Consider the following 23229-nt stretch of genomic DNA (forward strand, 5'->3'; position numbering starts at 1 on the left):
CGGACCAGAAGTTGCGCGAACTCCCCTGCCTCCGCTTCCCAAACATAACGGTGGAGCCGTTCAGACGGGTCTCAGGCGTCGAGGTTCTCCACGCTGAGGGCGTTCGACTGGATGAACTCGCGTCGCGGTTCGACCACGTCGCCCATCAGCTTGGTGAAGATGTCGTCGGCTTCGGCCATGTCCTCGATCCGCACCTGCAACAGGGTGCGCGCTTCCGGGTCCAGCGTGGTTTCCCAAAGCTGGTCCGGGTTCATCTCGCCGAGGCCCTTGTAGCGTTGCAGGCTCAGGCCCTTTTCGCCCTCTTCGAGGATCGCGTCGAGCAGGCCGAGCGGGCCGAGGATGGGGAATTCCTTGTCCTTCCGGACCAGGGCCGCCCCGTCGCCGTAGACATCCTGCAGCGGCTTCGTGTGCTCGCCGAGGCGCAGGGCTTCGCGGGAGCGGAGCACCGGGCCGTCGAGCCGGCGCACTTCCTCGACGCCACGCACCGAGCGGGACAGGCTGATGCCCTTGTCCTGGGTCGGACGACCCTGCCAGCCGCGCTCGTATTCCACCGAGACCAGGTCCAGCCGTTCGGCGACGCGATTGGCCGTGCCCTGAAGGTCGGCGTCCACCTGGCCATGCACGAAAGCACCGGCGATCGCCGCCTGTTCGAGGATGTGCTGCGGGTAATGGGTCGGGAAAGCCTGGAGCATCCGGCGGACCTGTCTTGCCTCCTCAACCACGCGCTTGAGGTCCTGACCGACAATCTCCTCGCCGGTGCCGAGACGCAGGCGGGCACCCTCGATGCCCATTTCGATCAGGTAGTCGTCCAGCGCCGACTGGTCCTTGAGATAGACCTCCGACTTGCCGCGCGACACCTTGTAGAGCGGCGGCTGGGCGATGAAGAGATGGCCGTCCTCGATGATCTCCGGCATCTGCCGGAAGAAGAACGTCAGAAGCAGCGTCCGGATATGCGCGCCGTCGACGTCGGCGTCGGTCATGATGATGATCTTGTGGTACCGCAGCTTGGAGATGTCGAACTCCTCGCGGCCGATGCCGGTGCCCATGGCGGTGATCAGCGTGCCGATCTCCTGGCTCGAAAGCATCCGGTCGAAGCGCGCGCGCTCCACGTTGAGGATCTTGCCCCGCAGCGGCAGGACGGCCTGGTTGGAGCGGTGCCGCCCCTGCTTGGCGGAGCCGCCAGCGGAGTCACCCTCGACCAGGAACAGTTCCGACTTGGCCGGATCCTTCTCCTGGCAATCGGCGAGCTTGCCGGGCAGCGAGGCCACGTCCATCGCCGTCTTGCGGCGGGTCAGTTCGCGGGCCTTGCGGGCGGCCTCTCGGGCGAGCGCGGCCTCGATGATCTTGCCGACGATGATCTTGGCCTGTGCCGGGTTCTCCTCGAACCACTCGCCGAGCTTCTCGTTAACCAATCCCTCGACGGCGGGGCGAACCTCGGAGCTCACCAGCTTGTCCTTGGTCTGGCTGGAGAATTTCGGGTCCGGCACCTTGACGGAGAGCACGCAGGTCAGACCCTCGCGCGCATCGTCGCCGGTGAAGTTGACCTTCTCCTTGCGTGCGATCCCGGAGGTGTTGGCATAGAGGTTGATGGTTCGCGTCAGCGCGCCCCGGAACCCGGCGAGGTGGGTGCCGCCGTCGCGCTGCGGGATGTTGTTGGTGAAGGGCAGGACGCTCTCGTGGTAGCTGTCGTTCCACCACATCGCGACCTCGACGCCGATGCCGTCGCGCTCGCCTTCCATGTAGATCGGCTCGCCCATGGTCGAGGACTTGGAGCGGTCGAGATACTTGACGAATTCCTTCACCCCGCCCTCGTAGCACATCTCCACTTCCAGCGGTTCCGCGGGGCGCTCGTCGCGCAGCACGATCCGAACGCCGGAGTTGAGGAAAGCAAGTTCGCGCAGGCGGGTCTCGAGGGTCTTGAAAGAGTACTCGAGGTTGGAGAACGTGGCGGTCGAGGCCATGAAGGTGACCTCGGTCCCCTTGCGTCCGTTGGCAGCGCCGACAACGCGAAGGTGCTCCACGCATTCGCCGTGTTCAAAACGGGCGAAATGCTCCTTGTCGTTGCGCCAGATCCGAAGCTCCAGCCAGTCCGACAGGGCGTTCACCACCGAGACGCCGACGCCGTGAAGGCCGCCGGAAACCTTGTAGGAATTGCTGTCGAACTTACCCCCGGCGTGGAGCTGGGTCATGATGACCTCGGCCGCGCTCACGCCTTCTTCGGGGTGGATGTCCACCGGGATGCCACGGCCGTTGTCCGACACGGAAACCGAACTGTCGGCACGGATTGTCACCGTCACCGCATCGGCATGGCCGGCGAGCGCCTCGTCGATCCCGTTGTCGACGACCTCGTAGACCATGTGATGCAGGCCCGAGCCATCGTCGGTATCGCCGATATACATGCCGGGGCGTTTGCGGACTGCTTCCAAGCCCTTGAGAACCTTGATGGATCCTGCGCCGTATTCTTCCGCCCGGTTCGCGTCGTCTGCCATGCGGCCCTTCCTTTTCAACCTTGCGAGTTTATACTGCCCCCTCGGGGCTTTGTCACGCCAATGACACAAGATTTGGGGGTCCGTTTGCGCCACCACCACGGTCCCTGCCGGGGCTGGGGCCGGCGCGGTTCCGGGCGCCGGATCACCCGCCGCGCACCTCCGAGATGCCCGCCACGTCGACCACTTCGAGCCGATGCGCATCCGGGCCGAGTTCGGCGAAAAGTTCCCGCCCGGTGCCGGTCATCCAGGCCTGAACCCCGAGCGCGGCGATCTCGTCGTAAAGCGCGGCGCGACGCGTGTCGTCCAGGTGCGCGGCCACCTCGTCGAGCAGCAGCAGCGGCGGAGCGCCGCCTTCGGCTGCGAGCGCGCGGGCATTCGACAGGATCAACGACAGCAGCAGCGCCTTCTGTTCCCCTGTGGAGCTTTGGCGCGCGGCGATCCCCTTGTCGGCGTATTGCGCCGCGAGATCCGCGCGGTGCGGACCGACCAAGGTCCTTCCGGCGGCCATGTCGGCCCGGCGGCTGGCCAGCAACGCCTCGCGCAACTCTGCCTCAGTCACCGGAAACTCCGGCCCGTCCGGACCGGCGAGCTCCAGGTCGGCCGCCGGAAAGGCGGTTCGGGCCGCCTGCTGCGCCGTGGTGATCCGCTCCAGCGCGGCGAGGCGGTTGGACTGCACCAGCGCGCCCGATTCCGCCATCTGGATTTCCAGGGCGTCGTACCAGGCGCCGTCCCGCACCTGGTCCTTGAGCAGCCGGTTGCGCTCCCGCATCGCCTTTTCGTAGGTCAGTACGGCCTCGCCGTGCCCGGGCTCGAAACTCAGTACCAAGCGGTCGAGGAAGCGCCGCCGCCCCTCCGCGCCTTCGATCCAGAGCCGGTCCATCGCCGGCACCAGCCAGACGACCCGAACGAGCTGCCCGAGCGCGAGCTGCGTCGCGGCCTTCCCGTCGATCCGCACCTGCCGCGCGGCGCCGCCCTCGGACCAGGTCTCGACCTCGTGTACCTTGCCCAGGACCGACACTTCCGCGGAGATCTTCCAGCCGAGCGCTTCCGGCCTGCGCGCCATCTCCTCCGCCGCCGCACGGCGCAACCCGCGCCCCGGCGACAGCATCGACACCGCTTCCAGAAGGTTCGTCTTGCCGGCGCCGTTCGGTCCGAACAGCGCAACCTGCCCGCTTCCCGGCGTCAGCCGGGCGGATCGGTGCGAGCGGAAATGCGACACCACCAGAGAGGTGACGGCCAGACCCGTCATTCAACCCTCTTCTTCTTGGCCAAAAATACCCCGGCGCGACCCGTAGGCCCGCGCGCCGTGCATCAGACGCGCATCGGCATGACCACGTAGACGGCGCTGGTGTCCGAGCCCTCGCGCATCAGCGTCGGATCGCCCGAGGAGTTGAACATGAAGACGGCGTTCTCGCGGTCGACCTGGCTGGCGATCTCCAGCAGGTACTTCGCGTTGAAGCCGATCTCCAGCTTCTCGTCGCCATAGGCAACCGGGAGCTCCTCGACGGCCGCGCCGCTGTCCGGCGCATTGACCGACAGCACGAGACGGTCCTCGTCCAGCGCCAGCTTGACGGCGCGGGAGCGCTCCGAGGAAACGGTCGCCACGCGGTCCACCGCCTTGGCGAACTCGGTGGCATCGACTTCCATCTTGCGCGGGTTCCCCACGGGGATGACGCGAGCGTAGTCGGGGAAGGTGCCATCGATGACCTTGGAGGTCAGGGTGATCTCGGGCGTGGCAAACCGAACCTTGGTCTCGGAGACCGACACCGCAATCTGCGCCTCGTCGTCGTCGAGCAGCTTGCGCAGCTCGCCCACCGTCTTGCGGGGCACGATCACGCCGGGCATCGTCTCGGCGCCGGGGGGCAGGTCGGCGTCGATCCGGGCCAGGCGGTGGCCGTCGGTGGCGACGCAGCGCAGGACCTTGCCGTCCTCGCCATCGGCCACATGCATGTAGACGCCGTTCAGGTAGTAGCGCGTCTCCTCGGTGGAGATCGCGAATTTCGACTTGTCGAAGAGCCGGCGCAGGACCGGGGCCGGCGCGGCGAAGTTCGACGTGTATTCCGCGCTCGCCATCACCGGGAAATCTTCCTTCGGCAGCGTGGCGAGGGTGAAGTTCGAGCGGCCCGCCTCGACCGTCAGCCGGCCGGATGCGCCGTCGTCGGTGAGCTTGACCAGCGCGCCGTCGGGCAGTTTGCGAACGATCTCGTGCAGGGTGACCGCAGACACGGTCGTCGCCCCGGCGCGCTCCACGACCGCCGGCGCCTTGTCGACCACCTCGATGTCGAGGTCCGTCGCCCGGAAGCTGGCCGTATCGCCATCCGCCTCGATGAGCACGTTGGCCAGGATCGGGATCGTATTGCGGCGCTCGACCACCGACTGCGCCTGAGACACCGCCTTCAGAAGGGTGCCGCGTTCGATGCTGATTTTCATGCAATCGCTCCCAATTCTACCGGGACCGCCACCCTATCGCTTTCGCCCTGCCGCACAAGTGCATATTGAGCACAGTCCGGCAGTTTGAACAGCGTTTTGGGCGCCTCAGGCCTCCAGCATGCGCCGCAGCAATTCGAGGTCTTCGGCGATCTGGTTGTCGACGGCCTTCAGCTCCTCGATCCGCTTAACGGCATGCATCACGGTCGTGTGGTCGCGACCGCCGAACCGCTTGCCGATTTCGGGCAGCGACCGGGAGGTCAGCTTCTTTGCGAGATACATGGCCATCTGGCGGGGGCGTGCGATGGTGCGGTGGCGCTTGGGGCCGATCATGTCGGACAGGCGCATGTTGTAATGCTCCGACACCTTGCGCTGGATCTCCTCCACCGTGACCTTGCGGTCCGAGGCGCGCAGCACGTCGGCGAGGCAATCCTGGGTCAGTTCCAGCGTGATCTCGCGGCCCACAAGGGAGCCGAAGGCGAAGAGCTTGGTCAGCGCGCCTTCAAGCACGCGGACGTTGGTCGAGATCCGGTGCGCGAGGAATTCCAGCACGCCGTCCTGGATTCGCAGACCCGGGTAGCTCTCGCGATACTGGTCGACCTTGTGTTGCAGGATGCCGAGGCGCAGCTCGTAATCGGTCGGGTGCAGGTCGACCACGAGGCCGGACTGCAGGCGGCTCGCGATGCGCTCTTCGAGCTTCTTGATCTCGACCGGCGCACGGTCGGCGGAGATGATGATCTGCTTGTTCTGGTCCACCAGCGCGTTGAACGTGTGGAAGAACTCCTCCTGGGTGCTGTCCTTGCCGGCGATGAACTGCACGTCATCGACCATCAGCACGTCGACGGAACGGAACATCTCCTTGAACTGCATCGAGCTGTTCTCGCGGAGCGCCTGAACGAAGCGGTACATGAACTGCTCCGCCGAGAGGTAGACCACGCGCAGCTCGGGCCGGGTGGTGTGCAGGTGCCAGGCGATGGCGTGCATGAGGTGCGTCTTGCCGAGGCCGACGCCGCCATACAGGAACAGCGGGTTGAAGCTCACCGGCCCGCCTTCGGCCACGCGGCGCGCGGCGGCATGGGCCAGCTCGTTCGGCTTGCCGACGACGAAGCTGTCGAAGGTGAAGCGCTTGTCGAGCGGAGCGCCCGGGAGCTCGATGCCGGACCCGCCCGATGCCTGACGGGAGACGGAGCTGCGGCCGGACGCGGAGGCGTGGCCGTTCGTGGCCGGCTTTGCCGCCGCGCGCTCGGCCTTCGGCTCGGGGGCCGGGTCATCGGCGTCAAGATCAACGGCTTTCGCCGGGCGATCTGCCGCGACGCTGAATTCGATCCGCTCGACCGGCGCACCGGCCCGCGAGAAATGGTGCTGAATCTGCTCGCCGAAGTTGCGGGACACCCAGTTACCGATGAAGTTCGTGGGCACGAGGAATCGCGCGATGCCGTTCTCAACGCCATCGAATTCCATCGGCTCGATCCAGGTAACGAAGTTGTTCTTGCCCACTGCCTTCAGAAGATCTTGCTGCACACGTCCCCAGGTGTCTTTTGTCATCGTGCCCTTGTCCGTTTTCATTCTTTTTGTTTCCGCATGGCCGGCCGATTTCAGAGAATCGGTTGGGCCAGACGGAGGCGCGGCTCAAATGATCAGGGGCAGAAATTCATCCCTCCAGTGCCACAGAGCACTGGATTCCCGAGGTCCCGGACCCCGAAAAAAGCGCAAGCTGCCGTCGTTTCGGACGGTTGCGCTGGATAATCACTATGGACATGGGGTCGGCCAAAGGGCGGATTCAAACCGCCTTTTTCCCTTTCCCCTCCCACTGACCGGCGGCAGAGCCGGCGCAGCGGGCGCTCGATCTGGGTGCGAACGGACAGCGGAAACTTCCCCAAAACCCCTGTCAGCCGCGATCGATCCATGTCCCCCCGGACGATGTGAATCGCAGGAGCAAGCTAGCAACAGGGGCTCAGATCGCGCAACTGAACTTCGATCTTGACTCACGCTTTGTCGCGGCGAATCCCAAAAATGTCACTAAGCCATTGAAAAGAAACAACATATCCGAAAACGAAAAACGGACGCACCCCGATAGGGGACGCGTCCGTCAATTTCGGTAGTCGGGTGCGATCAGGCGCTGATGGCCTTCACGCGGGACGACAGGCGGGACATTTTCCGTGCCACGGTGTTCTTGTGCAGAATACCCTTGGTCACGCCGCGCATCAGCTCAGGCTGAGCGGCACGAAGGGCTGCGGCAGCGGCCTCCTGGTCCCCGGAGGCGATCGCTTCCTCGACGTTCCGGAGGAACGTGCGGATGCGCGACCGGCGCGCCTTGTTGACGGCATAGCGCCGTTCATTCTGGCGGGCGCGCTTCTTGGACTGGGGCGTATTTGCCATATGATCGGGTTCCGAATGTCGGTGATTGCGTTCTTGAAGCCGCGTCTCTAGGCGGCTTGCCGGGACGAGTCAACCCGGTTGTGCCACTTATTTGTCGCGGAACTGCGCCTCGCGCTTCTCCAGGAAGGCACCCATGCCTTCCTTCTGGTCCTCCGTGGCGAACAGCGCGTGAAACAGCCGCCGTTCGAACAGAAGGCCCTCGCGCAGAGGCATTTCATAGCTGCGGTTGACCGCTTCCTTGACCGCCATGGTGGTGAGCGCCGATTTGCGGGCGATCTTGGCCGCCGCGCCCATGGCCTCTTCCATCAGCTTCTTGGCCGGCACAACGCGCGAGACGAGGCCGGATTTTTCGGCTTCTTCCGCGTCCATGAAGCGACCCGTCAGGTGCATGTCCATGGATTTCGACTTGCCGACGAATCGGGTCAGCCGCTGGGTGCCGCCCATGCCCGCGACGACACCGAGGTTGATCTCGGGCTGTCCGAACTTGGCGGTATCGGCCGCGATGATGAAATCGCACATCATCGCAAGCTCGCAACCGCCGCCCAGGGCATAGCCGGCCACGGCCGCGATGATCGGCTTGCGGCACCGCAGAATCGCTTCGGCTTCCGCGCCGAAAAGGTCGGAGCCGAAAACCTCCACGAAAGATTGCTGCGACATTTCCGCGATATCGGCGCCGGCGGCGAAGGCCTTCTCGGAGCCTGTCAGGACGATGCAGCGCACCTTTTCGTTCTCTTCCGCCTCGCGCAGAGCCTGCCCCAACTCGCCGAGCAGCTGGGTGTTCAGCGCATTCAGGGCTTCGGGGCGGTTCAGCCTGATCAGGCAGATATGATCGGAGATTTCGACAATCAGTGTCTCGAAAGCCATGCGGCCGAGCCTTTCTGTGATTTCACAGGGAGGAAGGCTTACCACCCTGTGAGCCGCAATCAAGCTATCTTTGGCAGTTCGGGCAGTAGAAGCTGGACCTGCCCGATTGAACGACACGTCTGACCGTGCCGTCGCAGCCGGGGGTCGTGCAGGCTTCGCCCTCGCGGCCGTAGACGCGGAAGGCGTGCTGGAAATACCCCAGATCGCCATCTGCCTGCCTGTGATCGCGCAGGCTGGAGCCCCCGGCCGCGATCGCTTCCGTCAGCACCTCCCGGATCGCAGGAACCAGAGTTGCGACCCGTTTGGGCGCGATCCGATCGGCGCGCCGGGTGGGGGAGATACCGGTCCGGTGCAGGACTTCGCAGACGTAGATATTGCCCAGCCCCGCGACGAGCCGCTGGTCGAGCAGGGCGCTCTTGATCGGCGTCCGGCGACCGTGAAGCGCTGCGGCGAGGTAACTTTCGTCGAAACTGTTGCCCAGCGGTTCAGGGCCGAGGCTGGCGAGCAGCGGGTGCGCGTCGGCCTGCAGCGTGTCGATCAGGTCCATGGCACCGAACCGCCGCGCATCGTTGAAGGTGATACGGGCTCCGTTGTCCATCTCGAACACGACGTGGTCGTGTTTCGCTAACGGCTGCAGGCTTCGCACGAACAGTCCCGGCACGGTGCCTGCCACGGTCATCCGGCCCGACATGCCGAGGTGGATCAGCAGCGTCTCGCCGCTGCCGAGATCGGCCAGAATGTATTTCGAGCGGCGGCGCAGGCGCAGCACGGGCTGGCCGGTCAGCCGTTCGGCCATGCGGTCCGGAAACGGCCAGCGCAGACCCGCGCGGCGCAGTTCCGCCCGCGAAATCGTCGCGCCGCTCATCGCGGGCTCGAGGCCGCGCCGCACCGTCTCGACTTCCGGAAGCTCCGGCATGCTGGTTCCCTTCGCCGCAGTCGCCGGCAGGGTGCATTGTAACCCCCCGGCAGCGCCCTATAAGGAGGGTGGAAACGACCGGGGGCAAGTCCCATGAGCAACGACTCGACCAGAACCACCCATTTCGGCGACCGCACCGTCCCCGAAGACGAGAAGAAAGGCCTTGTCGAAGGCGTCTTCTCCTCTGTCGCCTCGCGCTACGACCTGATGAACGACCTGATGAGCGTCGGCATCCATCGCGTCTGGAAGGACGCGATGATGGACTGGCTCGCTCCGCGCGACGGCCAGCGGCTGCTCGACGTTGCGGGAGGAACCGGCGATATCGCCTTCCGCTTCCTCAAGCGCGCGCCGGGCGCCTCGGCGGTGGTCTGCGACATGACCGCCGACATGCTGGAGGAAGGGCGCAAGCGCGCCGAGGCAGAGCGCCTGGCCGACCAGCTCGACTGGATTGTCGGCGACGCGATGGACCTGCCCTTCGAGGACGCCTCCTTCGACGTGGTGACCAACAGCTTCGGCACCCGCAACGTCACGAGGATCGAGGATGCGCTGGCCGAGGCCTACCGGGTTCTGAAGCCCGGCGGCCGGCTGATGACACTGGAATTCTCGCAGCTTCCGAACCCGGCGCTGCAATGGGCATATGACCGGTATTCCTACAACGTCATCCCGCCGATGGGGCAGATCGTGGCCAATGATCGCGACAGCTATCAGTACCTCGTCGAATCGATCCGCAAGTTCCCTAACCAGGAACGCTTCGCCGAGATGATCCGCGATGCGGGCTTCGAGCAGGTGAAGTATCGCAACATGTCGATGGGGATCGTGGCCCTCCACTCCGGCTGGAAGATCTGACCCCTTGCGTGGCCCTCACAACATCTGGCGGCTGATCCGGACCGGCGCCACCTTCCAGCGCACCGGCGCTATGGGGGTCGTGCTGGAAGCGTTCAACGCGCCGCCGGCCGTCCGGATCGTGTCCCGCACCGTCGGCTGGACCTTTGCCTGGATGGGGCGCAAGGGCGACCCGACCCTGCCGCCGTTGCTGCGGGCCCTGCAGGCGATGGGACCGGCCTATGTGAAACTCGGTCAGATCCTGTCCACCCGGCCTGACGTTGTTGGCGATGACCTGTCGCTCCAGCTCAAGATCCTGCAGGACCGGATGCCGCCGTTCCCGCGTGCGGTGGCGGTTGCGTCCATCGAACGCGAGCTGGGGATCAAGGTCGACGAGGTCTTCTCGGAGTTTTCCGAACCGATCGCGGCGGCGTCCATCGCCCAGGTCCATCGCGCCCGCGTCGCGGAGACGGGCGAGGAGGTCGCGGTCAAGGTGCTGCGACCTGGGATCGAGCAGGCATTTCGCCGGGATTTCGATGCCTTCTACCTGGCCGCCTGGATTATCGAGACCCTTTCCCCCTCGTCCCGCCGCCTGCATCCCCGCGCGGTGATCGAACATTTCGAAGGATCGGTGCGCGGCGAGTTGGATCTCCGGCTCGAATCCGCTTCCGCATCCGAGTTCGAGGCGAGCACCCGGGGGGACGCCGGGTTCCGCGTGCCGCGGATGCACTGGGAGCTCTCCGACCGCCGGATCATGACGCTCGACTGGGCAGAGGGCCTGTCCGCGAACGATATGGACGGGATCATCGCGGCCGGCCACGACCGCCAGGCACTCGGCGAGCGGATCCTGTCGCTGTTCCTGCGCCATGCCTTGCGCGACGGTTTCTTCCACGCCGACATGCACCAGGGGAATCTGAAGATCGCGCCGAATGGCGACGTGATCGCGCTCGACTTCGGGATCATGGGGCGCCTCGACGCCTACACCCGGCGGGTCTATGCAGAGATCATCTTCGGCTTCATCAAGAAGGATTACCGACGCGTCGCGGAGGTGCATTTCGAGGCGGGCTACGTGCCAGCGGACCGGGACATCGACGAATTTGCCAGCGCCCTGAGGGTCGTTGGTGAGCCGATCTTCGGCATGTCGGCCGGAGATATCTCCATGGGGCGGGTTCTGTCATACCTGTTCGAGGTGACCGAGCGTTTCGGCATGGAAACGCGGATCGAGCTGATCCACCTCCAGCGGACCATGGTCGTAGTCGAAGGCGTGTCGCGCACGCTCTATCCCCAGATCAACATGTGGGATGTCGCGCAGCCCGTGGTCGAGGATTACATCAAGGACAGCATCGGTCCAAAGGCGTTCCTGCGCGACCTGAGCCGGACCGCAATCGTTCTGTCGCGTTTCACGCCGCGGTTGCCGCAATTGGCCGAGGACGCGCTGGCCAGGCAATCCGCGCCGCCGCTACCCGAAGAGAAGCGGTCTCACCCGGCGCGCAGCTTTGCCTGGTTCGCCGCAGGTGCTGCGGTGGCCGTGCTGTCCGGCTGGATCCAATCCTTGCTCTGACCGCATCTTCCGGCCGCACTCAGTACGAAGCGCGGATCGCGGTCACCTGTGACGAGGCGACCTCCGTGCCACCGGACAGGACGAGGGAAACCGACGTGCCGTCGGTCCTGGCCTCTACGACCTCGGCGTAGATCTCCGCATCGCTTCTCGCCATCAGCGTGTCGTTCGCATCGTAACTTTCGACCTGGAACGAGTAGCTGCCCCAGCCCACGGTTGCGCCTCGGCTGTCGATCCCGGACCACTCCACGGGTGCCCCGTCGAGGGAAATCGTGAAACGGTTCCTTTCCAACCCGTAGGCATCCCGGATCACCAGCTCTGCGTGGTCGGCACCATTCACCGGCGCCGGCGCGACGGTAATAGGATTGCCTTCGAAGAAGGCGTCGGCTTCGACCCGAACGGTCTGCCCGACCCACTCTCCCATTCGCGCCATGTCCTCGGAGGTGGATTGCTCGAGCATCGAGGAGAGCAGATCGTTGGTTCGGACCTGCTGCTCCACGCCTGAGAACGTGGCGAGCTGGACCGCGTAGTCATTCGAATCGAGAGGGTTGAGCGGATCCTGATTCTGAAGCTGAACTGTCAGCATTTTCAGAAAGGTCTCGAAATCCGAGGAAACCGCGCTTGTCAGGTTGCCCGAAGAACTCGTGCTCGTAGTGGAAGTCGTGGCGGATGAACTTGAGGAGACTGCGTCCATTGGGCCCTCACAATCTAAGGTCGAGGCCCTCTGACGCCTGAATTCGGCGTTGGGGCTGGTCGGGTGTCTGGTGCGTTTCGGACAGGCTGACCGGTTCGCCATCTGGCACGCTGTGCCCGCTCATGGAGCGTTCCGAGCCGTGGAAATTCTCGGACCGGGACGAGCCGACATCGACGGACGTGGGTTCCAACCCCTGCGCTCTCAACTCGCGAATCAGATCATGCACGTGTCGGCGGATAAGTTCGACGGTCTCAGGGCGCTCCGCCTGGATCGAAACGGCGATGCCAGTCTCCTGCGAGGCGAAGGATATCCTGACGCGACCGAGCTCTTCGGGAGCCAGCTGGATTTCCAGCGTGCCGTCGGAGGCGCCGCGGGACGCTTCCGCGATCTGATAGACGGTACTCTGGCCGGTGGTACCGTACGAGGCCGCGCTCCCGTTCGAACTGCCGAGTGGGGTCGTTGCCGAGGCGGCAAACCGCAGAGCGCTCGCTTCGGCTCCGGAAGCAAAGTCTCGGTTGATCGCATCCTTCCGTGCGGTATCTGCGCTATCTTGAAGGCCGGTCACGTCATGCGGCGAAGCAGTCTCAGCAGATCGGTTCCCTGTGGCGGACGCCGCCGCCGTGACGAATGTCGCTCCCGTACGGGGTCGGGAAGAGGCATCGACAGGAGACCCGATGCTCGTGTCCACATGGCCACGCGCCGCGGTGTTTTCAGATCTCTCGGTGACCGCCTTTTTTTCGCGCTCGACCATGCTCGGTTCGGAATTGAAGCTCTGTGGTCGTGAGGCCGCGGTGGACTGGCCCGTCGCACCTGCGTCAGTCGTCGCCTGATTGGAGATCTCGGCTGTCTCCGGATTTCCGGTCTTGGGGATCCCAGCTTCCGGCCGCGACTGTTCCATGCGAACGCCGACGCGTGCCATCGCCTGAGATGAGTCGCGTGTTTCCGGGGGGCGGCTGCCCGCTGACTGATCCGCGCGAAGAGTGCCGACTGAGGCCCCGAGACCCGTGCTGTCGAACTCCGAGCTTTCAGTGGCGGTGGCGGGCGTTCCTGACGAAACGCGCTCTCCAGCAATGGCGCTGGAATACGGGTGACTTCCGAACCGAGCCACCCGATGATTGGGGTTCTCACCCTCAAGCGTCCCGGTGTCCGCGGTCGATCCAGCCGGCGCGGTGGCGCCTTCAGATGTCAGGTGGGAAGGAAACGGCCTGCCCATTTCGGTTGGTTTGATAAACATCCGGGCCGCGAGCCGATCGGAGGCTGGCCCAGTGACCTTATGTGATCCCTCGAAGCTCGAATCTGTCGTCCTCGAGGCCGCAGACTTCGGCATTTCGAGAAGGGACGAAGACCCGAAATCCACGCCACGCGCCGTCGTGCCGACGGAGTTCTCTGCTGATATCTTGGCGCCTGCAGTGATCCGAATGGCGTCTGCGGTATGCGGCAAGTCAGCTGGCCTAGATCCCCCGGCAAGAGGTCGGGTCATTGGGCTTCCTGTAATGGCGGCGGCTTCAACCGCTGATCCTGAGATTTCCGAGGGGTCGACAGTTTGCTCGGTGCTACTCCCAAGGACCGATTTTGCGTGCGCCGACCCCATGGTTTCAAAGGCTGATTCTAGGGACATGGCGGCACCCGGCAGGTCTTGAGTCGCGTCGGCGTCCGCCGAACGGGATGGACCTGCGGCACGGTGTTCCGCCTCGACTTCGTGGCTGCTTGACGGACGGACGGAGAAAGCGCTCGTCTTGAGACCTTGTGATGTTTCTGACCCCCATTGGGGAACGTGAAACCCGTCCTTGGGCGCTTCGTCGTGATCCGGTGCTTCGATGGACCCTGCGCCCAAATGCGTCTCGATGACCGATTTCGGCTGAGGCTGGACGTGGCCCTTTGCTTCGGTCGCCGGGGACGGGAGGTCTCGCGCAGTCACAGAGGAAGGAACCTCGAAGCCCCATTGTTCCGCTCCCGTTCCAGATCGTCCATGCGCCTGCAGCGTCGAAAGTCCTTGTCTGACCCTCTCCGCCTCTTGTTCTCTGGCCAAGCCCGGAAGTCCGGGAGGCAGGGCGTTGTCCGAAGAGCCCCGGACTTGCATCGTATCAGCCGGTCGCACGCTTGCCGCCTCTCTGCCCAGGGATGAGTTGCGGCTGCCCTGCCCAGCAGGCCTGGCTTTCTCGATCGAGTCGGACGCTGGATCGTGAAGCGATTCGTCGAGTTGCATGGTTGAGGCGGTATCCCCCTCACTAATGGGAGGTCGGCGCCCGCCGGCGGGCGGGGTGTCTGATCCCTGGCTGGCGTGAGACACGTCCGTCCGTTGGGCGTCAAGTCCACGGAGATGCGCTGAAAAGGCCGCGCCAGCGGGGCTGTGCGGGGCGCTATCGACGCCAGGGGGCATCTTTGCCGGAGTTCCTGCGACCCGGTTCTGCAGGGAATGGGCGACGTTCTGCATTGCGATTCCACGCTGCTTCTATCGCTGGACAATGCACGTCACGGGTTACCGATCCTTTACTCGCCTCGACGTAAACCGGGAGAACCCACCCATCAGGAAGTGAGACCCGAATGGAAATGCAGAGAGTTTTAGACGTCGCCAGAGTCACGCACCGAACCTTGGCTTCGGAAAATGGAGAAGATGCCGACCTGAGGAAGGTTGCCCGGGATCTTGAGGCGTCGTTCCTTTCGGAAATGCTTGGCCATGCAGGGCTGGGCAAGACGTCGGAAACGTTTGGTGGCGGGATCGGGGAAGAGCAGTTCTCGAGTTTTCTTCGAAATCTGCAGGCCGAGGAGATTGCCGCCCATGGCGGTATCGGGTTGGCCGAGGCGATTTTCGACGCTCTGAAGGAGACGGCTGATGTCGAATGACGTGATGGCACGGCTGCGAAACCATCTGAGCGATGAACGTGAAGCTCTTGTGCAGGGGCGCCTTTCGGAGATGGGTGAAATGACGTCCCGTCGGGCCGAGTTGGCCAGGCTGCTGGAGGAACTCGAGGTTGGCGATCCTGAGGTCCTGACGGCTCTGCGGCAGCAGGCACGGCGCAATCACGAACTCCTCGAGGCCGCTATCGCCGGGATCGCGGCCGCCCGAAAGCGCCTGGAGGACGTCCGGCAGGCGGCGACGAGGCTCGAAACCTACACCCATGGCGGGGAGCGCAGGAACCTGATTGGTGGCAACGGGAAAGTGGAGCGTCGCGCGTGATGCTTAGACTTGTAGCTAAATCCTCTGCCGAGAGGGATCCCGGTTTAGCACTCTCTTAGGGACCTTCGGGCAAAGCTTCATCAGCACTTCGGAAGGGGTGGCGCGAACGATCGACCGACCGTTCGCAGGGCAAAGAAGGCCATTGGAGCCGCCGGTCAAGTCCGGTGGCCGGGTTCCCGGCGTGAAGCGCCGCTTCGAAAGGATACATGGAACATGACCAGCATTCTTACCAATACCAGCTCGATGGTTGCCCTGCAGACGCTGAAGGGCATCAACAGCAACCTCAACCAGGTGCAGTCCGAGATTTCCACAGGCAAGTCGGTGGCGTCGGCCAAGGACAACTCGGCAATCTGGGCCATCTCCAAGGTGATGGAATCCGATGTTCTCGGCTTCCAGGCCATTTCCGACAGCCTGTCCCTGGGCGAGTCGACCGTCGCGGTCGCCCGGCAGGCCTCGGAGACCGTGACCGACCTCCTGACGCAGATGAAGGAAAAGATCGTCGCGGCCCAGGAAGACAACGTCGATCGTACAAAGATCCAGACCGACATTGCCGCCCTGAAGGACCAGATCGACTCCGTCGTCAGCGCGGCGCAGTTCAACGGTCTGAACCTGGTGGATGGCAGTACGGCGGGCGCCGACATTCTGGCCTCTCTGGACCGGGACGCGTCGGGTGGCGTTTCGTCGTCTTCGATCACCGTCGCGGCACAGAACCTCTCGACCGGAGGCTACGCGGCGAAGGCGGCCTTCACCAATTCCGACGGCGTGTCGACCAATGCGGATACCTTCGCCACCACTCTGGCCCAAGGATCCACAGCCGCGGAAACCGTTGAAATCGCGGACATCACCTATGCGGCCGGCGACAAGATCTCCATTTCCATCGGGGATCAGACGGTGTCCCACACGGTGACGGAGGACGAGGTCGCCGCCTCGAAGACCCACGATCTGATCGCCGCGTCTCTGAAATCCAAGATCGACGGGCTCGGAATCGTCGGGCTGAAGGTCGATTTCACCGCCGACGACGGGACCAATGACGCACAGCTCGATATCTCGTCCGAAGCTGCCGCCTATTCTGCCGGTCCGCCGGAAGTGTTCGCGACCTTGGCCGACCTGACCATCTCCGGACAATTCACCAACGCCGGGTCCGGTGGGCTTGGTGCGCTCTCCACGATCGACGTGTCGGATGCCACCGGCGCCGCGAATGCGCTTGGAACGATCGAGACCCTGATCCAGACGGGCATCGACGCAGCCGCCGCTTTCGGTTCGGCGGAGGGGCGCATCGAGACCCAGGCGTCCTTCATCAGCAACCTGACGGACTCGCTGAAGGCCGGCATCGGTTCCATGGTCGACGCAGACATGGAGGAAGCATCGGCCAAGCTGCAAGCGCTTCAGGTTCAGCAGCAACTCGGGATCCAGTCGCTGTCGATCGCGAACCAGTCGCCGCAATCGGTCCTGTCGCTGTTCCAGTAATCGGCTCTCCGGAGCGCGGCCAGGGCCGCGCTCCGACGCCCGTTCGGTCCGCGAGGACCATACCCGTTGATGAATGGAGGCATCCGCCGTGAACGCGATCCACATGGCACAGAAGGCATATGGGGCCGCCGCGGCTCCTGTAAGAACCAGTCGAAGCGTGGAATATGCGGCTTTCCTGCGCGTGACCCGGGATCTCTCCTGTGCCGCCGAGGCAGGGCGCACGGGTTTCGCGTCCCTCGCCAAGGCGCTGCACGACAACCGGCGACTGTGGTCCGTTCTGGCCTCCGATGTAGCCAGTTCCGACAACCACTTGCCCCCGACTTTACGGGCTCAGATCTTCTATCTCGCGGAGTTCGTCGAACAGCAGAGCCGGAAGGTCTTGAAGGGAGAGGGCAGTGCCGAAACGCTCGTCGACATCAATACGGCCATGATGCGCGGCCTGTCGACGGAGGGAAGCGAGGCATGAGCGGTCTTGTCCTCAAGCTCGGGCCAAAGGAGCGGGTGTTGATCAACGGTGCGGTGGTCGAGAACGGCGATCGCAGAAGCCGACTCAACATTATGACACCCAACGCGAACATCCTGCGCCTGCGGGATGCGATCCATCCGGAAGAGGTCAATACCCCGGTGCGACGTGTATGCTACATCGCTCAACTCGTGCTTTCCGGAGATGCTGATCCTGAGGAGGCGCGCCTGCAACTGCTTCGGGGTATCGAGCAACTCAGCCAGATCCTGACCGACGCGGACAGTCGCGAACGGCTTGATGCAGCGACCACTGCGGTCCTTGCCGATCAGCATTACCAGGCCCTGAAGGCCTTGCGTTGCCTGCTCCCACGAGAGGAGCGCCTCTTGGCGGCCCGGTATCAATGAGCTTCGCGGCCGTCGTTCCTCTCGGGGGCTATGCCGGCTGGACGTTCCTGACGCGCACGCTTGAGTCACAGAAGACGGCGTTTGCCGACTCGCCTCAGCAACTGAGCGACAAGGAGTACTTCGCGGCCAATATCGCCGGCGTAAAGACCGCGGAGCACCTCGTCGGCGACTACCGGCTTCTGTCCGTTGCCCTCGGCGCGTTCGGTCTCGATGACGATTTGCAGAACCGGTTCTTCATTCGCAAGGTTCTCGAAGATGGCACCTCCTCGGCCGACGCGCTTTCCAACAAGCTCTCCGACAAGAGCTACAAGGCCTTGAGTGAGGCCTTCGGGTTCGGCGAAGGCATTCCGCCTCGGACGGGATTGACGGGTTTTGCCGACGAGATCTTCTCGGCATACACGGAGCGCCAGTTCGAAATCTCGGTCGGTGAGAAGAACGAGGATTTCAGATTGGCGCTCAATGTCGAGAGGGAGTTGGCGGCTATCGCTTCCGGCGAACTTAGTGACGACGGGAAATGGTACTCTGTCATGGGCTCAGCGCCCCTCAGAAGCGTCTTCGAAACCGCACTCGGTCTGCCGGAGTCGTTTTCGAGCCTGGATATCGAAGACCAGCTTCAGACGTTCCGTGACAAAGCGACAACGGCGTTCGGAAGTGGTGATGTGTCTCAGTTCGCGGACCCGGATCGGATGGAGAAGCTGGTGAGAACATTCCTCCTGAGAGCTGAGTTGAGTGACATGTCGACCGGGTTGTCTTCGGGTAGCATCGCGCTGACCTTGCTTTCCGGGGCCGTTTCCTAGGATCGGTTGAAGGCGCCCCTGGACCTTTTTGCGCTATCAGGGGAACACCTCGCCAAGGCATTGGGCAAGGCGTGCAAAAGCGGCTGACGGCCCGTCCGGCGAAGGTTCCGAGAGAAAGGTATCCAGCGCAGGCCAGGCCTTGATTGCAGCGTCGATCGCGGGGTCGCTGCCGGGGGTATAGAGCCCCGCCTGAATCATCATCTCCGATTGCGCATACGTTCCCAGTCTTTTCCGCGCGAGCTGGATCAAGGCGTTCTCGGCGGTGCTGGATGCGCCTGGCAGACTGCGAGACACGGATCTGAGCAGGTCGACCGCCGGAAACCGCCCGCGTTCGGCGATCGTTCGGTCCAGCACAACGTGACCATCGAGTACACCGCGCAGGATGTCGGCGATCGGCTCCTCCATGTCCGACCCGGCGACCAGCACGGTGAAGATCGCGGTGATGTCTCCCTGACAGGCCACGTCGCCCGGCCCGGCACGTTCCGCGAGCGCCATGATGAGATGGGCGACAGAAGGGGGAAACCCCCTAAGCGATGCGGTCTCGCCCGATGCGAGGGCGATCTCGCGGTGGGCCTCCGCAAACCGCGTCACGGAGTCGGCGAGAAACAGGACGTGCCGCCCCTCGTCCCGAAAATGCTCGGCGACGCTCATTGCCGTCCAGAGCGCACGGCGCCGCGTGAGAGGCGGCTGGTCGGAGGTGGCTGCGACAACCACGGAGCGGGCGAGACCGTCTTGTCCGAGGGTTCGCTCGACGAATTCACCGACCTCCCGGCCACGTTCCCCGACGAGCGCGATAACGGCGACATCGGCCTCGACCCCGCGCGCAAGCTGACTGAGGAGCGTCGATTTCCCGACGCCCGAGCCGGAGAAGACCCCGAGGCGCTGTCCGCGGACGATGGGAAGCAGGGTGTCGAACACGGCGAGGCCGGTGGCGAGCTTGTCGCCCAACGCGCGACGTCGCGTGGCATTGGGCGGCGCAGTGCGCAATGGTCGTTCGTCTGCACCGCGCGCCAGGCCGCGCCCGTCGAGCGCGTTCCCGTATGGGTCGATCACGCGGCCGATCCAGTGGTCGGACGGGGCGACCGACGGCGCTCCCATCAAGGTGACCGCGTCACCAACACGCGCTCCATCGCCGGAGCCGTCGGCGAGAACCATGGCGCCGGCGTCGGATATATCGACGACCTCACCCCGCAGCGTGCCGTTTCGAGATGCAATACGAACGTAATCGCCCAAGGCCGCCGAGCGCTCCAACCCGTCGACATGAAAGGTCCCGTGCCCGGCGCGCGCGATCCGCCCGACCGCGCGGGCCGTGCGCATGCCCGATATATCACGCGCCAATGTGTCCAGACTTCTGCCGCTCATGAAACCTCCTGTGTCTGCGCACACCGTTTCTAAAGGAATCGGGGTTAAGCCATGATTGAAAGCCGTGGGAGAAACCCCGATGTTCGAAAATCTGGAGATACTGAGGCTGGCGCAGGGGATGGCTCAACATGCCGTCACACGCCAATCCGTCGTGGCGCGAAACCTCGCCAATGTCGACACGCCCGGATACCAGCAACGCGATATCGCGTCCTTTGCCGAGGTCTGGCAGCAGTCAGACAGCGCCGCGCCCCTTCAGCGCACCCGGGAAAGCCACCTGGATTGGGGCAGCCGCAGGTCCCCGCCGGACGCCGCGGTGATCGCAGATGCGACCTCGGAGCCGAACGGCAATTCGGTCTCCGTCGAGACCGAGATCATGAAATCGGTCGAGGTTCGGCAGCAGCACGACATCGCCCTGTCGATCTACCGCAGCAGCCTGAACGTGCTGCGCGCGTCGCTCGGCAGGTAAGGGGAGGCGCAATCATGAGCAGTCTTCTGAACGCGCTCGCAATTTCCTCCAGTGGAATGGAGGCGCAGGCCACGCGGCTCCGCCATGTCTCGGAGAACATCGCGAACGCGGATACCCCGGGCTATCGGCGCAAGATCGCATCCTTCGAGTCGGTGGCGAACTTCGGGTCCGACATCGGACAGGTGCGGAGCGGTCCGGTCCAGCTCGATCAATCCACGCGCGAGATGGTGTTCGACCCTGCCCACCCCCTGGCAGACGCCACCGGCCATTACGAAGGCTCGAATGTGGATCTGATCGTGGAGGTGGCGGACGCCCGTCAGGCGCAGCGCAGCTACGAGGCGAACCTGAAGATGTTCGATCAGGCAAGGCAGATGACGTCGAGCGTGCTGGAACTGCTCAGGCGATAAAGGGAGACCAGAATGGATATCCGTGCAACCCAGGCCGGCCAGGCATACCTGGCGGCGAAGCCCGCTGTCGTGCCGAAGGAACGTCCCGAGGGCGCCGCAACGGCGGCGACCAAAGCGGCGGAGGACTTCGTTTCGGTTCTCCGGAATGGCGAGGCGACCGCGAAAGGCGCAGCGCTCGGCGCAGCGGATCCGCACGCGCTTGTGATGGCCCTGAGCCAGACCGAGCTGGCGGTGGAAACAGCTGCCACGCTGCGGGACAAGGTCGTAGAGGCCTACCAGGAAATCCTCAGGATGCAGGTCTGACCCGATGGAAGAAGCGGTTTTCTACGACACCCTTCGCTCCGGGCTCTGGACGGCCGTCATGATCTCCATGCCGATCCTGACGGTGGCGCTGGTGACCGGCCTGATCGTCGGTCTTTTCCAGGCCCTGACTTCGATTCAGGAGATGACGCTGACCTTCGTCCCGAAACTGCTGGCCATCGTGATCGTGTTCTGGGTGTCGATGGATTTCATGTCCCGTAGTCTCGTCAGCTTCTTCACCGGCGGCATCATTCCTATCATGGCGGAGATCTGATCCATGAGCGTTGGATACGTGACCCTGTCCCGTCAGTCCGGCCTGATGCGCGAGATGCAGAGTGTGGCCAACAACGTGGCCAACATCTCGACCACCGGGTTCCGCCGTGAGGGTGTCGTCTTCTCCGAATACGTCACTGCAGCCGGCGGGGAGTCCGTCTCGATGGCGGCGGCGCGGGCGCGCCGGATCGACCTGACAACCGGTACGCTGGAGCCAACCGGCGGGGCGCTCGATCTCGCGATCCATGGGAATGGCTTTTTTCAGGTCGAAACTGCATCGGGGGTACGGCTGACACGGGCCGGGGCGTTCACCCCCAACGAGGCGGGCGAGTTGTCCACGCCGGACGGAAATCTCGTGCTCGACGAGGGCGGGGCGCCGATCTTCATCCCACCGGATGCGGCCGGAATCGCCGTCGCGTCCGACGGCACGATCAGCGCGGACGGCAGGGCGATCGCGCGTATCGGACTGGTCGAACCGGCGGATCCGGCGGACCTGTCGCACGAGGCCGGCGCCCTGTTCGCAGTCGCGGGCGAGGTGGTGGAGGTCGTGGACGGCAACATCCAGCAGGGCTTCCTCGAAGGCTCGAACGTGAACCCCGTGCACGAGATCACCCGGATGATCGAGGTGCAGCGCGCCTATGAACTCGGCCAGTCGCTCATCGAACGCGAGAGCGATCGTGTGTCGAACGTCATCGAAACACTGACCAGATAGATCGGAGAAGCCGATGCAATCACTCAGGATCGCCGCGACCGGCATGGCTGCCCAGCAGATGAAGGTCGACGTCATCTCCAACAACCTCGCCAACATGAGCACCACGGCCTACGACGCCCGTCGCGCGGAGTTTGCGGATCTGCACTACCAGCAGCTGACCCGGCCGGGGACGATCAACGCGGCCGACGGCACGATCCTTCCGACCGGGGTTCAGGTCGGCCTCGGCGCCCGTCCGTCGGCGGTGACCGTCCTTCAGCAGCAGGGCACCCTTTCGCAGACCGGCGGAGACCTGGATCTGGCGATAGACGGCTCCGGCTACCTCGAGGTAACACTTCCCAGCGGCGCCTCCGCCTATACCCGCGACGGCGCGCTGAAGCTCTCGCCCGACGGGCTGATCGTGACATCCGACGGCTATCCCGTCGTCCCCGACATCACGGTGCCCGACGACGCGCGGAGCATCTCGATCAGTCCCGAAGGCGACGTCTATGCCTATTTCGACGGAGAGGTTGAGCCCGAACTGCTCGGCTCGTTCACCCTTGGCGCGTTCTCGAACCCCAAGGGGCTGGAAGCCATCGGCGGCAACCTCTTCCTCGAAACCGCTGCCTCCGGGCCGCCGCTGGTGGCTGCGCCGGGCGAGGATGGGCTCGGCACGGTTCGGCAGGGGTATCTCGAGGACAGCTCCGTCGACGCCGTCCGTCAGATCACCGATCTGATCCAGGCGCAGCGTGGGTACGAGCTCAACGCCAAGGTCATCACCGCGGCTGACCAGATGCTCTCGGCGACGACACAGCTCCGATGACCGGTGGACTCTACCGCATAATGGCCATGCTCGCGCTCGGCGCGGGTCCGGTCGCGTCCGAAACGCTCGTCGCCACGCAAACCGTGCGGAGCCAGACGGTCCTCTCGGCTGCGGATGTCATGGTGGTGTCCGGCTCGGTTCCCGGCGCCCTTGAACATCCCGCGGCGGCGATCGGAATGGAGGCGCGTGTCGTCCTCTATGCCGGGCGTCCGATCCGTGCCGAGGACATCGGCCCGCCGGCGCTGATCGAGCGGAACGCGATGATCACGCTGGTCTACCAGAACGGTCCGCTGTCGATCACGGCGGACGGCCGCTCACTGGCCCGCGCGGCCGCGGGCGAGACCGTCCGCGCCATGAACCTTGCTTCCCGCGCCACGGTGACGGGAACGGTCGATCCAGACGGGCGGGTCATCGTCCGAAGCACAGTCCAAGACGCAGGAACAAAATGAGAA

Annotated in this window: 25 protein-coding genes; 15 read left to right on the plus strand and 10 right to left on the minus strand. The window is 64.4% G+C overall.

Going from position 1 to position 23229, the window contains the following annotated elements:
* Positions 1 to 71: 71 nt before the first annotated feature.
* From gyrB to mutM, 7 genes are all read right to left on the minus strand, one after another.
* Positions 72 to 2489: a DNA topoisomerase (ATP-hydrolyzing) subunit B gene (gene gyrB, locus CHB86_RS14425; RefSeq protein WP_089233761.1), complete on the minus strand. Its 2418-nt coding sequence runs from the start codon at positions 2487 to 2489 to the stop codon at positions 72 to 74.
* 142 nt (positions 2490 to 2631) lie between these two features.
* Positions 2632 to 3738 carry a DNA replication/repair protein RecF gene (gene recF, locus CHB86_RS14430; protein WP_089233762.1) on the minus strand — a complete coding sequence of 369 codons (1107 nt, stop codon included), beginning with the start codon at positions 3736 to 3738 and terminating at the stop codon, positions 2632 to 2634.
* Positions 3739 to 3800: 62 nt separating this feature from the next.
* Positions 3801 to 4919: a DNA polymerase III subunit beta gene (gene dnaN / locus CHB86_RS14435; protein ID WP_089233763.1), complete on the minus strand. Its 1119-nt coding sequence runs from the start codon at positions 4917 to 4919 to the stop codon at positions 3801 to 3803.
* A 105-nt stretch (positions 4920 to 5024) separates the two neighbouring features.
* Positions 5025 to 6461 (minus strand): chromosomal replication initiator protein DnaA, encoded by a 1437-nt coding sequence (gene dnaA / locus CHB86_RS14440; RefSeq protein ID WP_217898322.1) that lies wholly within the window; start codon positions 6459 to 6461, stop codon positions 5025 to 5027.
* 567 nt (positions 6462 to 7028) lie between these two features.
* Positions 7029 to 7295, minus strand: coding sequence for a 30S ribosomal protein S20 (gene rpsT / locus CHB86_RS14445; protein WP_089233765.1), 267 nt, complete (start codon positions 7293 to 7295; stop codon positions 7029 to 7031).
* An 87-nt stretch (positions 7296 to 7382) separates the two neighbouring features.
* Complete coding sequence (locus CHB86_RS14450) at positions 7383 to 8159, minus strand: enoyl-CoA hydratase (RefSeq protein ID WP_089233766.1); 777 nt, start codon at positions 8157 to 8159, stop codon at positions 7383 to 7385.
* 64 nt (positions 8160 to 8223) lie between these two features.
* Complete coding sequence (mutM, locus tag CHB86_RS14455) at positions 8224 to 9075, minus strand: bifunctional DNA-formamidopyrimidine glycosylase/DNA-(apurinic or apyrimidinic site) lyase (protein ID WP_089233767.1); 852 nt, start codon at positions 9073 to 9075, stop codon at positions 8224 to 8226.
* 93 nt (positions 9076 to 9168) lie between these two features.
* On the opposite strand from mutM, the gene ubiE reads away from it, so the two are divergent.
* Together ubiE and ubiB are read left to right on the plus strand one after the other, a co-directional pair.
* The gene (ubiE, locus tag CHB86_RS14460) at positions 9169 to 9921 is read left to right on the plus strand and encodes a bifunctional demethylmenaquinone methyltransferase/2-methoxy-6-polyprenyl-1,4-benzoquinol methylase UbiE (protein ID WP_089233768.1); all 753 of its coding nucleotides are present in this window, start codon (positions 9169 to 9171) and stop codon (positions 9919 to 9921) included.
* Positions 9922 to 9925: 4 nt separating this feature from the next.
* Positions 9926 to 11458: a 2-polyprenylphenol 6-hydroxylase gene (gene ubiB, locus CHB86_RS14465; RefSeq protein ID WP_089233769.1), complete on the plus strand. Its 1533-nt coding sequence runs from the start codon at positions 9926 to 9928 to the stop codon at positions 11456 to 11458.
* Between the two features lie 19 nt (positions 11459 to 11477).
* On the opposite strand, the gene CHB86_RS14470 is transcribed toward ubiB, so the two are convergent.
* Together CHB86_RS14470 and CHB86_RS24660 are read right to left on the minus strand one after the other, a co-directional pair.
* Positions 11478 to 12251, minus strand: coding sequence for a flagellar hook capping FlgD N-terminal domain-containing protein (locus tag CHB86_RS14470; RefSeq protein WP_089233770.1), 774 nt, complete (start codon positions 12249 to 12251; stop codon positions 11478 to 11480).
* Positions 12157 to 13047 carry a flagellar hook-length control protein FliK gene (locus CHB86_RS24660; protein WP_176442885.1) on the minus strand — a complete coding sequence of 297 codons (891 nt, stop codon included), beginning with the start codon at positions 13045 to 13047 and terminating at the stop codon, positions 12157 to 12159. Before CHB86_RS24660 ends, CHB86_RS14470 begins: the two co-directional genes overlap by 95 nt.
* Before the next feature lie 1646 nt (positions 13048 to 14693).
* On the opposite strand from CHB86_RS24660, the gene CHB86_RS14480 reads away from it, so the two are divergent.
* The 6 genes from CHB86_RS14480 (at position 14694) to CHB86_RS14505 (ending at position 18458) form a co-directional block, all read left to right on the plus strand.
* On the plus strand, positions 14694 to 14993 hold the full coding sequence (locus CHB86_RS14480; protein ID WP_425445427.1) for a rod-binding protein: 300 nt from the start codon (positions 14694 to 14696) through the stop codon (positions 14991 to 14993).
* A complete protein-coding gene (locus CHB86_RS14485) occupies positions 14983 to 15327 on the plus strand; it encodes a hypothetical protein (RefSeq protein ID WP_089233772.1) in 345 nt (114 codons plus the stop codon). Before CHB86_RS14480 ends, CHB86_RS14485 begins: the two co-directional genes overlap by 11 nt.
* Positions 15328 to 15540: 213 nt before the next feature.
* Positions 15541 to 16794: a flagellin gene (locus tag CHB86_RS14490; RefSeq protein WP_089233773.1), complete on the plus strand. Its 1254-nt coding sequence runs from the start codon at positions 15541 to 15543 to the stop codon at positions 16792 to 16794.
* Between the two features lie 88 nt (positions 16795 to 16882).
* Entirely contained in the window at positions 16883 to 17260 is a 378-nt protein-coding gene (gene flaF, locus CHB86_RS14495) for a flagellar biosynthesis regulator FlaF (RefSeq protein WP_245837973.1), read from the plus strand.
* Complete coding sequence (gene flbT, locus CHB86_RS14500) at positions 17257 to 17661, plus strand: flagellar biosynthesis repressor FlbT (protein WP_089233774.1); 405 nt, start codon at positions 17257 to 17259, stop codon at positions 17659 to 17661. Before flaF ends, flbT begins: the two co-directional genes overlap by 4 nt.
* The gene (locus tag CHB86_RS14505) at positions 17658 to 18458 is read left to right on the plus strand and encodes a DUF1217 domain-containing protein (protein WP_089233775.1); all 801 of its coding nucleotides are present in this window, start codon (positions 17658 to 17660) and stop codon (positions 18456 to 18458) included. Before flbT ends, CHB86_RS14505 begins: the two co-directional genes overlap by 4 nt.
* Positions 18459 to 18494: 36 nt before the next feature.
* Here the strand turns inward: CHB86_RS14505 and CHB86_RS14510 are convergent, their stop codons facing one another.
* Positions 18495 to 19820, minus strand: a complete 1326-nt coding sequence (locus CHB86_RS14510) for a FliI/YscN family ATPase (RefSeq protein ID WP_089233776.1) — start codon at positions 19818 to 19820, stop codon at positions 18495 to 18497.
* Between the two features lie 79 nt (positions 19821 to 19899).
* Here CHB86_RS14510 and CHB86_RS14515 point away from each other — a divergent pair, with 79 nt between their 5' ends.
* From CHB86_RS14515 to flgA, 7 genes are read left to right on the plus strand one after another with little or no spacing between them, the layout of a single operon-like run.
* Positions 19900 to 20286 (plus strand): FlgB family protein, encoded by a 387-nt coding sequence (locus CHB86_RS14515; RefSeq protein ID WP_089233777.1) that lies wholly within the window; start codon positions 19900 to 19902, stop codon positions 20284 to 20286.
* Between the two features lie 14 nt (positions 20287 to 20300).
* Positions 20301 to 20693 carry a flagellar basal body rod protein FlgC gene (gene flgC, locus CHB86_RS14520; RefSeq protein ID WP_089233778.1) on the plus strand — a complete coding sequence of 131 codons (393 nt, stop codon included), beginning with the start codon at positions 20301 to 20303 and terminating at the stop codon, positions 20691 to 20693.
* Positions 20694 to 20705: 12 nt separating this feature from the next.
* Positions 20706 to 20996 carry a flagellar hook-basal body complex protein FliE gene (gene fliE / locus CHB86_RS14525; protein WP_089233779.1) on the plus strand — a complete coding sequence of 97 codons (291 nt, stop codon included), beginning with the start codon at positions 20706 to 20708 and terminating at the stop codon, positions 20994 to 20996.
* Positions 20997 to 21000: 4 nt separating this feature from the next.
* Complete coding sequence (locus CHB86_RS14530; protein WP_089233780.1) at positions 21001 to 21267, plus strand: flagellar biosynthetic protein FliQ; 267 nt, start codon at positions 21001 to 21003, stop codon at positions 21265 to 21267.
* A 3-nt stretch (positions 21268 to 21270) separates the two neighbouring features.
* Positions 21271 to 21978, plus strand: coding sequence for a flagellar hook-basal body complex protein (locus CHB86_RS14535; RefSeq protein ID WP_089233781.1), 708 nt, complete (start codon positions 21271 to 21273; stop codon positions 21976 to 21978).
* 13 nt (positions 21979 to 21991) lie between these two features.
* Positions 21992 to 22777, plus strand: coding sequence for a flagellar basal-body rod protein FlgG (gene flgG / locus CHB86_RS14540; RefSeq protein ID WP_089233782.1), 786 nt, complete (start codon positions 21992 to 21994; stop codon positions 22775 to 22777).
* On the plus strand, positions 22774 to 23226 hold the full coding sequence (flgA, locus tag CHB86_RS14545; protein WP_176442886.1) for a flagellar basal body P-ring formation chaperone FlgA: 453 nt from the start codon (positions 22774 to 22776) through the stop codon (positions 23224 to 23226). The genes flgG and flgA overlap by 4 nt, the downstream gene beginning before the upstream one ends.
* The last annotated feature ends 3 nt before the right edge of the window (positions 23227 to 23229 follow it).

It is taken from the genome of Tropicimonas sediminicola (assembly GCF_900188335.1).
GTDB classification, from domain to species: Bacteria; Pseudomonadota; Alphaproteobacteria; order Rhodobacterales; family Rhodobacteraceae; genus Tropicimonas; species Tropicimonas sediminicola.

What these genes read in the sequence shown, in the direction of transcription:
- gyrB (WP_089233761.1), bottom strand. Translation starts at nt 2,489, where the DNA reads ATGGCAGACGACGCGAACCGGGCGGAAGAATACGGCGCAGGATCCATC.
- recF (WP_089233762.1), bottom strand. Translation starts at nt 3,738, where the DNA reads ATGACGGGTCTGGCCGTCACCTCTCTGGTGGTGTCGCATTTCCGCTCG.
- dnaN (WP_089233763.1), bottom strand. Translation starts at nt 4,919, where the DNA reads ATGAAAATCAGCATCGAACGCGGCACCCTTCTGAAGGCGGTGTCTCAG.
- dnaA (WP_217898322.1), bottom strand. Translation starts at nt 6,461, where the DNA reads ATGACAAAAGACACCTGGGGACGTGTGCAGCAAGATCTTCTGAAGGCA.
- rpsT (WP_089233765.1), bottom strand. Translation starts at nt 7,295, where the DNA reads ATGGCAAATACGCCCCAGTCCAAGAAGCGCGCCCGCCAGAATGAACGG.
- CHB86_RS14450 (WP_089233766.1), bottom strand. Translation starts at nt 8,159, where the DNA reads ATGGCTTTCGAGACACTGATTGTCGAAATCTCCGATCATATCTGCCTG.
- mutM (WP_089233767.1), bottom strand. Translation starts at nt 9,075, where the DNA reads ATGCCGGAGCTTCCGGAAGTCGAGACGGTGCGGCGCGGCCTCGAGCCC.
- ubiE (WP_089233768.1), top strand. Translation starts at nt 9,169, where the DNA reads ATGAGCAACGACTCGACCAGAACCACCCATTTCGGCGACCGCACCGTC.
- CHB86_RS14470 (WP_089233770.1), bottom strand. Translation starts at nt 12,251, where the DNA reads ATGGCGAACCGGTCAGCCTGTCCGAAACGCACCAGACACCCGACCAGC.
- CHB86_RS24660 (WP_176442885.1), bottom strand. Translation starts at nt 13,047, where the DNA reads ATGGAACAGTCGCGGCCGGAAGCTGGGATCCCCAAGACCGGAAATCCG.
- CHB86_RS14480 (WP_425445427.1), top strand. Translation starts at nt 14,694, where the DNA reads ATGGAAATGCAGAGAGTTTTAGACGTCGCCAGAGTCACGCACCGAACC.
- CHB86_RS14485 (WP_089233772.1), top strand. Translation starts at nt 14,983, where the DNA reads ATGTCGAATGACGTGATGGCACGGCTGCGAAACCATCTGAGCGATGAA.
- CHB86_RS14490 (WP_089233773.1), top strand. Translation starts at nt 15,541, where the DNA reads ATGACCAGCATTCTTACCAATACCAGCTCGATGGTTGCCCTGCAGACG.
- flbT (WP_089233774.1), top strand. Translation starts at nt 17,257, where the DNA reads ATGAGCGGTCTTGTCCTCAAGCTCGGGCCAAAGGAGCGGGTGTTGATC.
- CHB86_RS14505 (WP_089233775.1), top strand. Translation starts at nt 17,658, where the DNA reads ATGAGCTTCGCGGCCGTCGTTCCTCTCGGGGGCTATGCCGGCTGGACG.
- CHB86_RS14510 (WP_089233776.1), bottom strand. Translation starts at nt 19,820, where the DNA reads ATGAGCGGCAGAAGTCTGGACACATTGGCGCGTGATATATCGGGCATG.
- CHB86_RS14515 (WP_089233777.1), top strand. Translation starts at nt 19,900, where the DNA reads ATGTTCGAAAATCTGGAGATACTGAGGCTGGCGCAGGGGATGGCTCAA.
- flgC (WP_089233778.1), top strand. Translation starts at nt 20,301, where the DNA reads ATGAGCAGTCTTCTGAACGCGCTCGCAATTTCCTCCAGTGGAATGGAG.
- fliE (WP_089233779.1), top strand. Translation starts at nt 20,706, where the DNA reads ATGGATATCCGTGCAACCCAGGCCGGCCAGGCATACCTGGCGGCGAAG.
- CHB86_RS14530 (WP_089233780.1), top strand. Translation starts at nt 21,001, where the DNA reads ATGGAAGAAGCGGTTTTCTACGACACCCTTCGCTCCGGGCTCTGGACG.
- CHB86_RS14535 (WP_089233781.1), top strand. Translation starts at nt 21,271, where the DNA reads ATGAGCGTTGGATACGTGACCCTGTCCCGTCAGTCCGGCCTGATGCGC.
- flgG (WP_089233782.1), top strand. Translation starts at nt 21,992, where the DNA reads ATGCAATCACTCAGGATCGCCGCGACCGGCATGGCTGCCCAGCAGATG.
- flgA (WP_176442886.1), top strand. Translation starts at nt 22,774, where the DNA reads ATGACCGGTGGACTCTACCGCATAATGGCCATGCTCGCGCTCGGCGCG.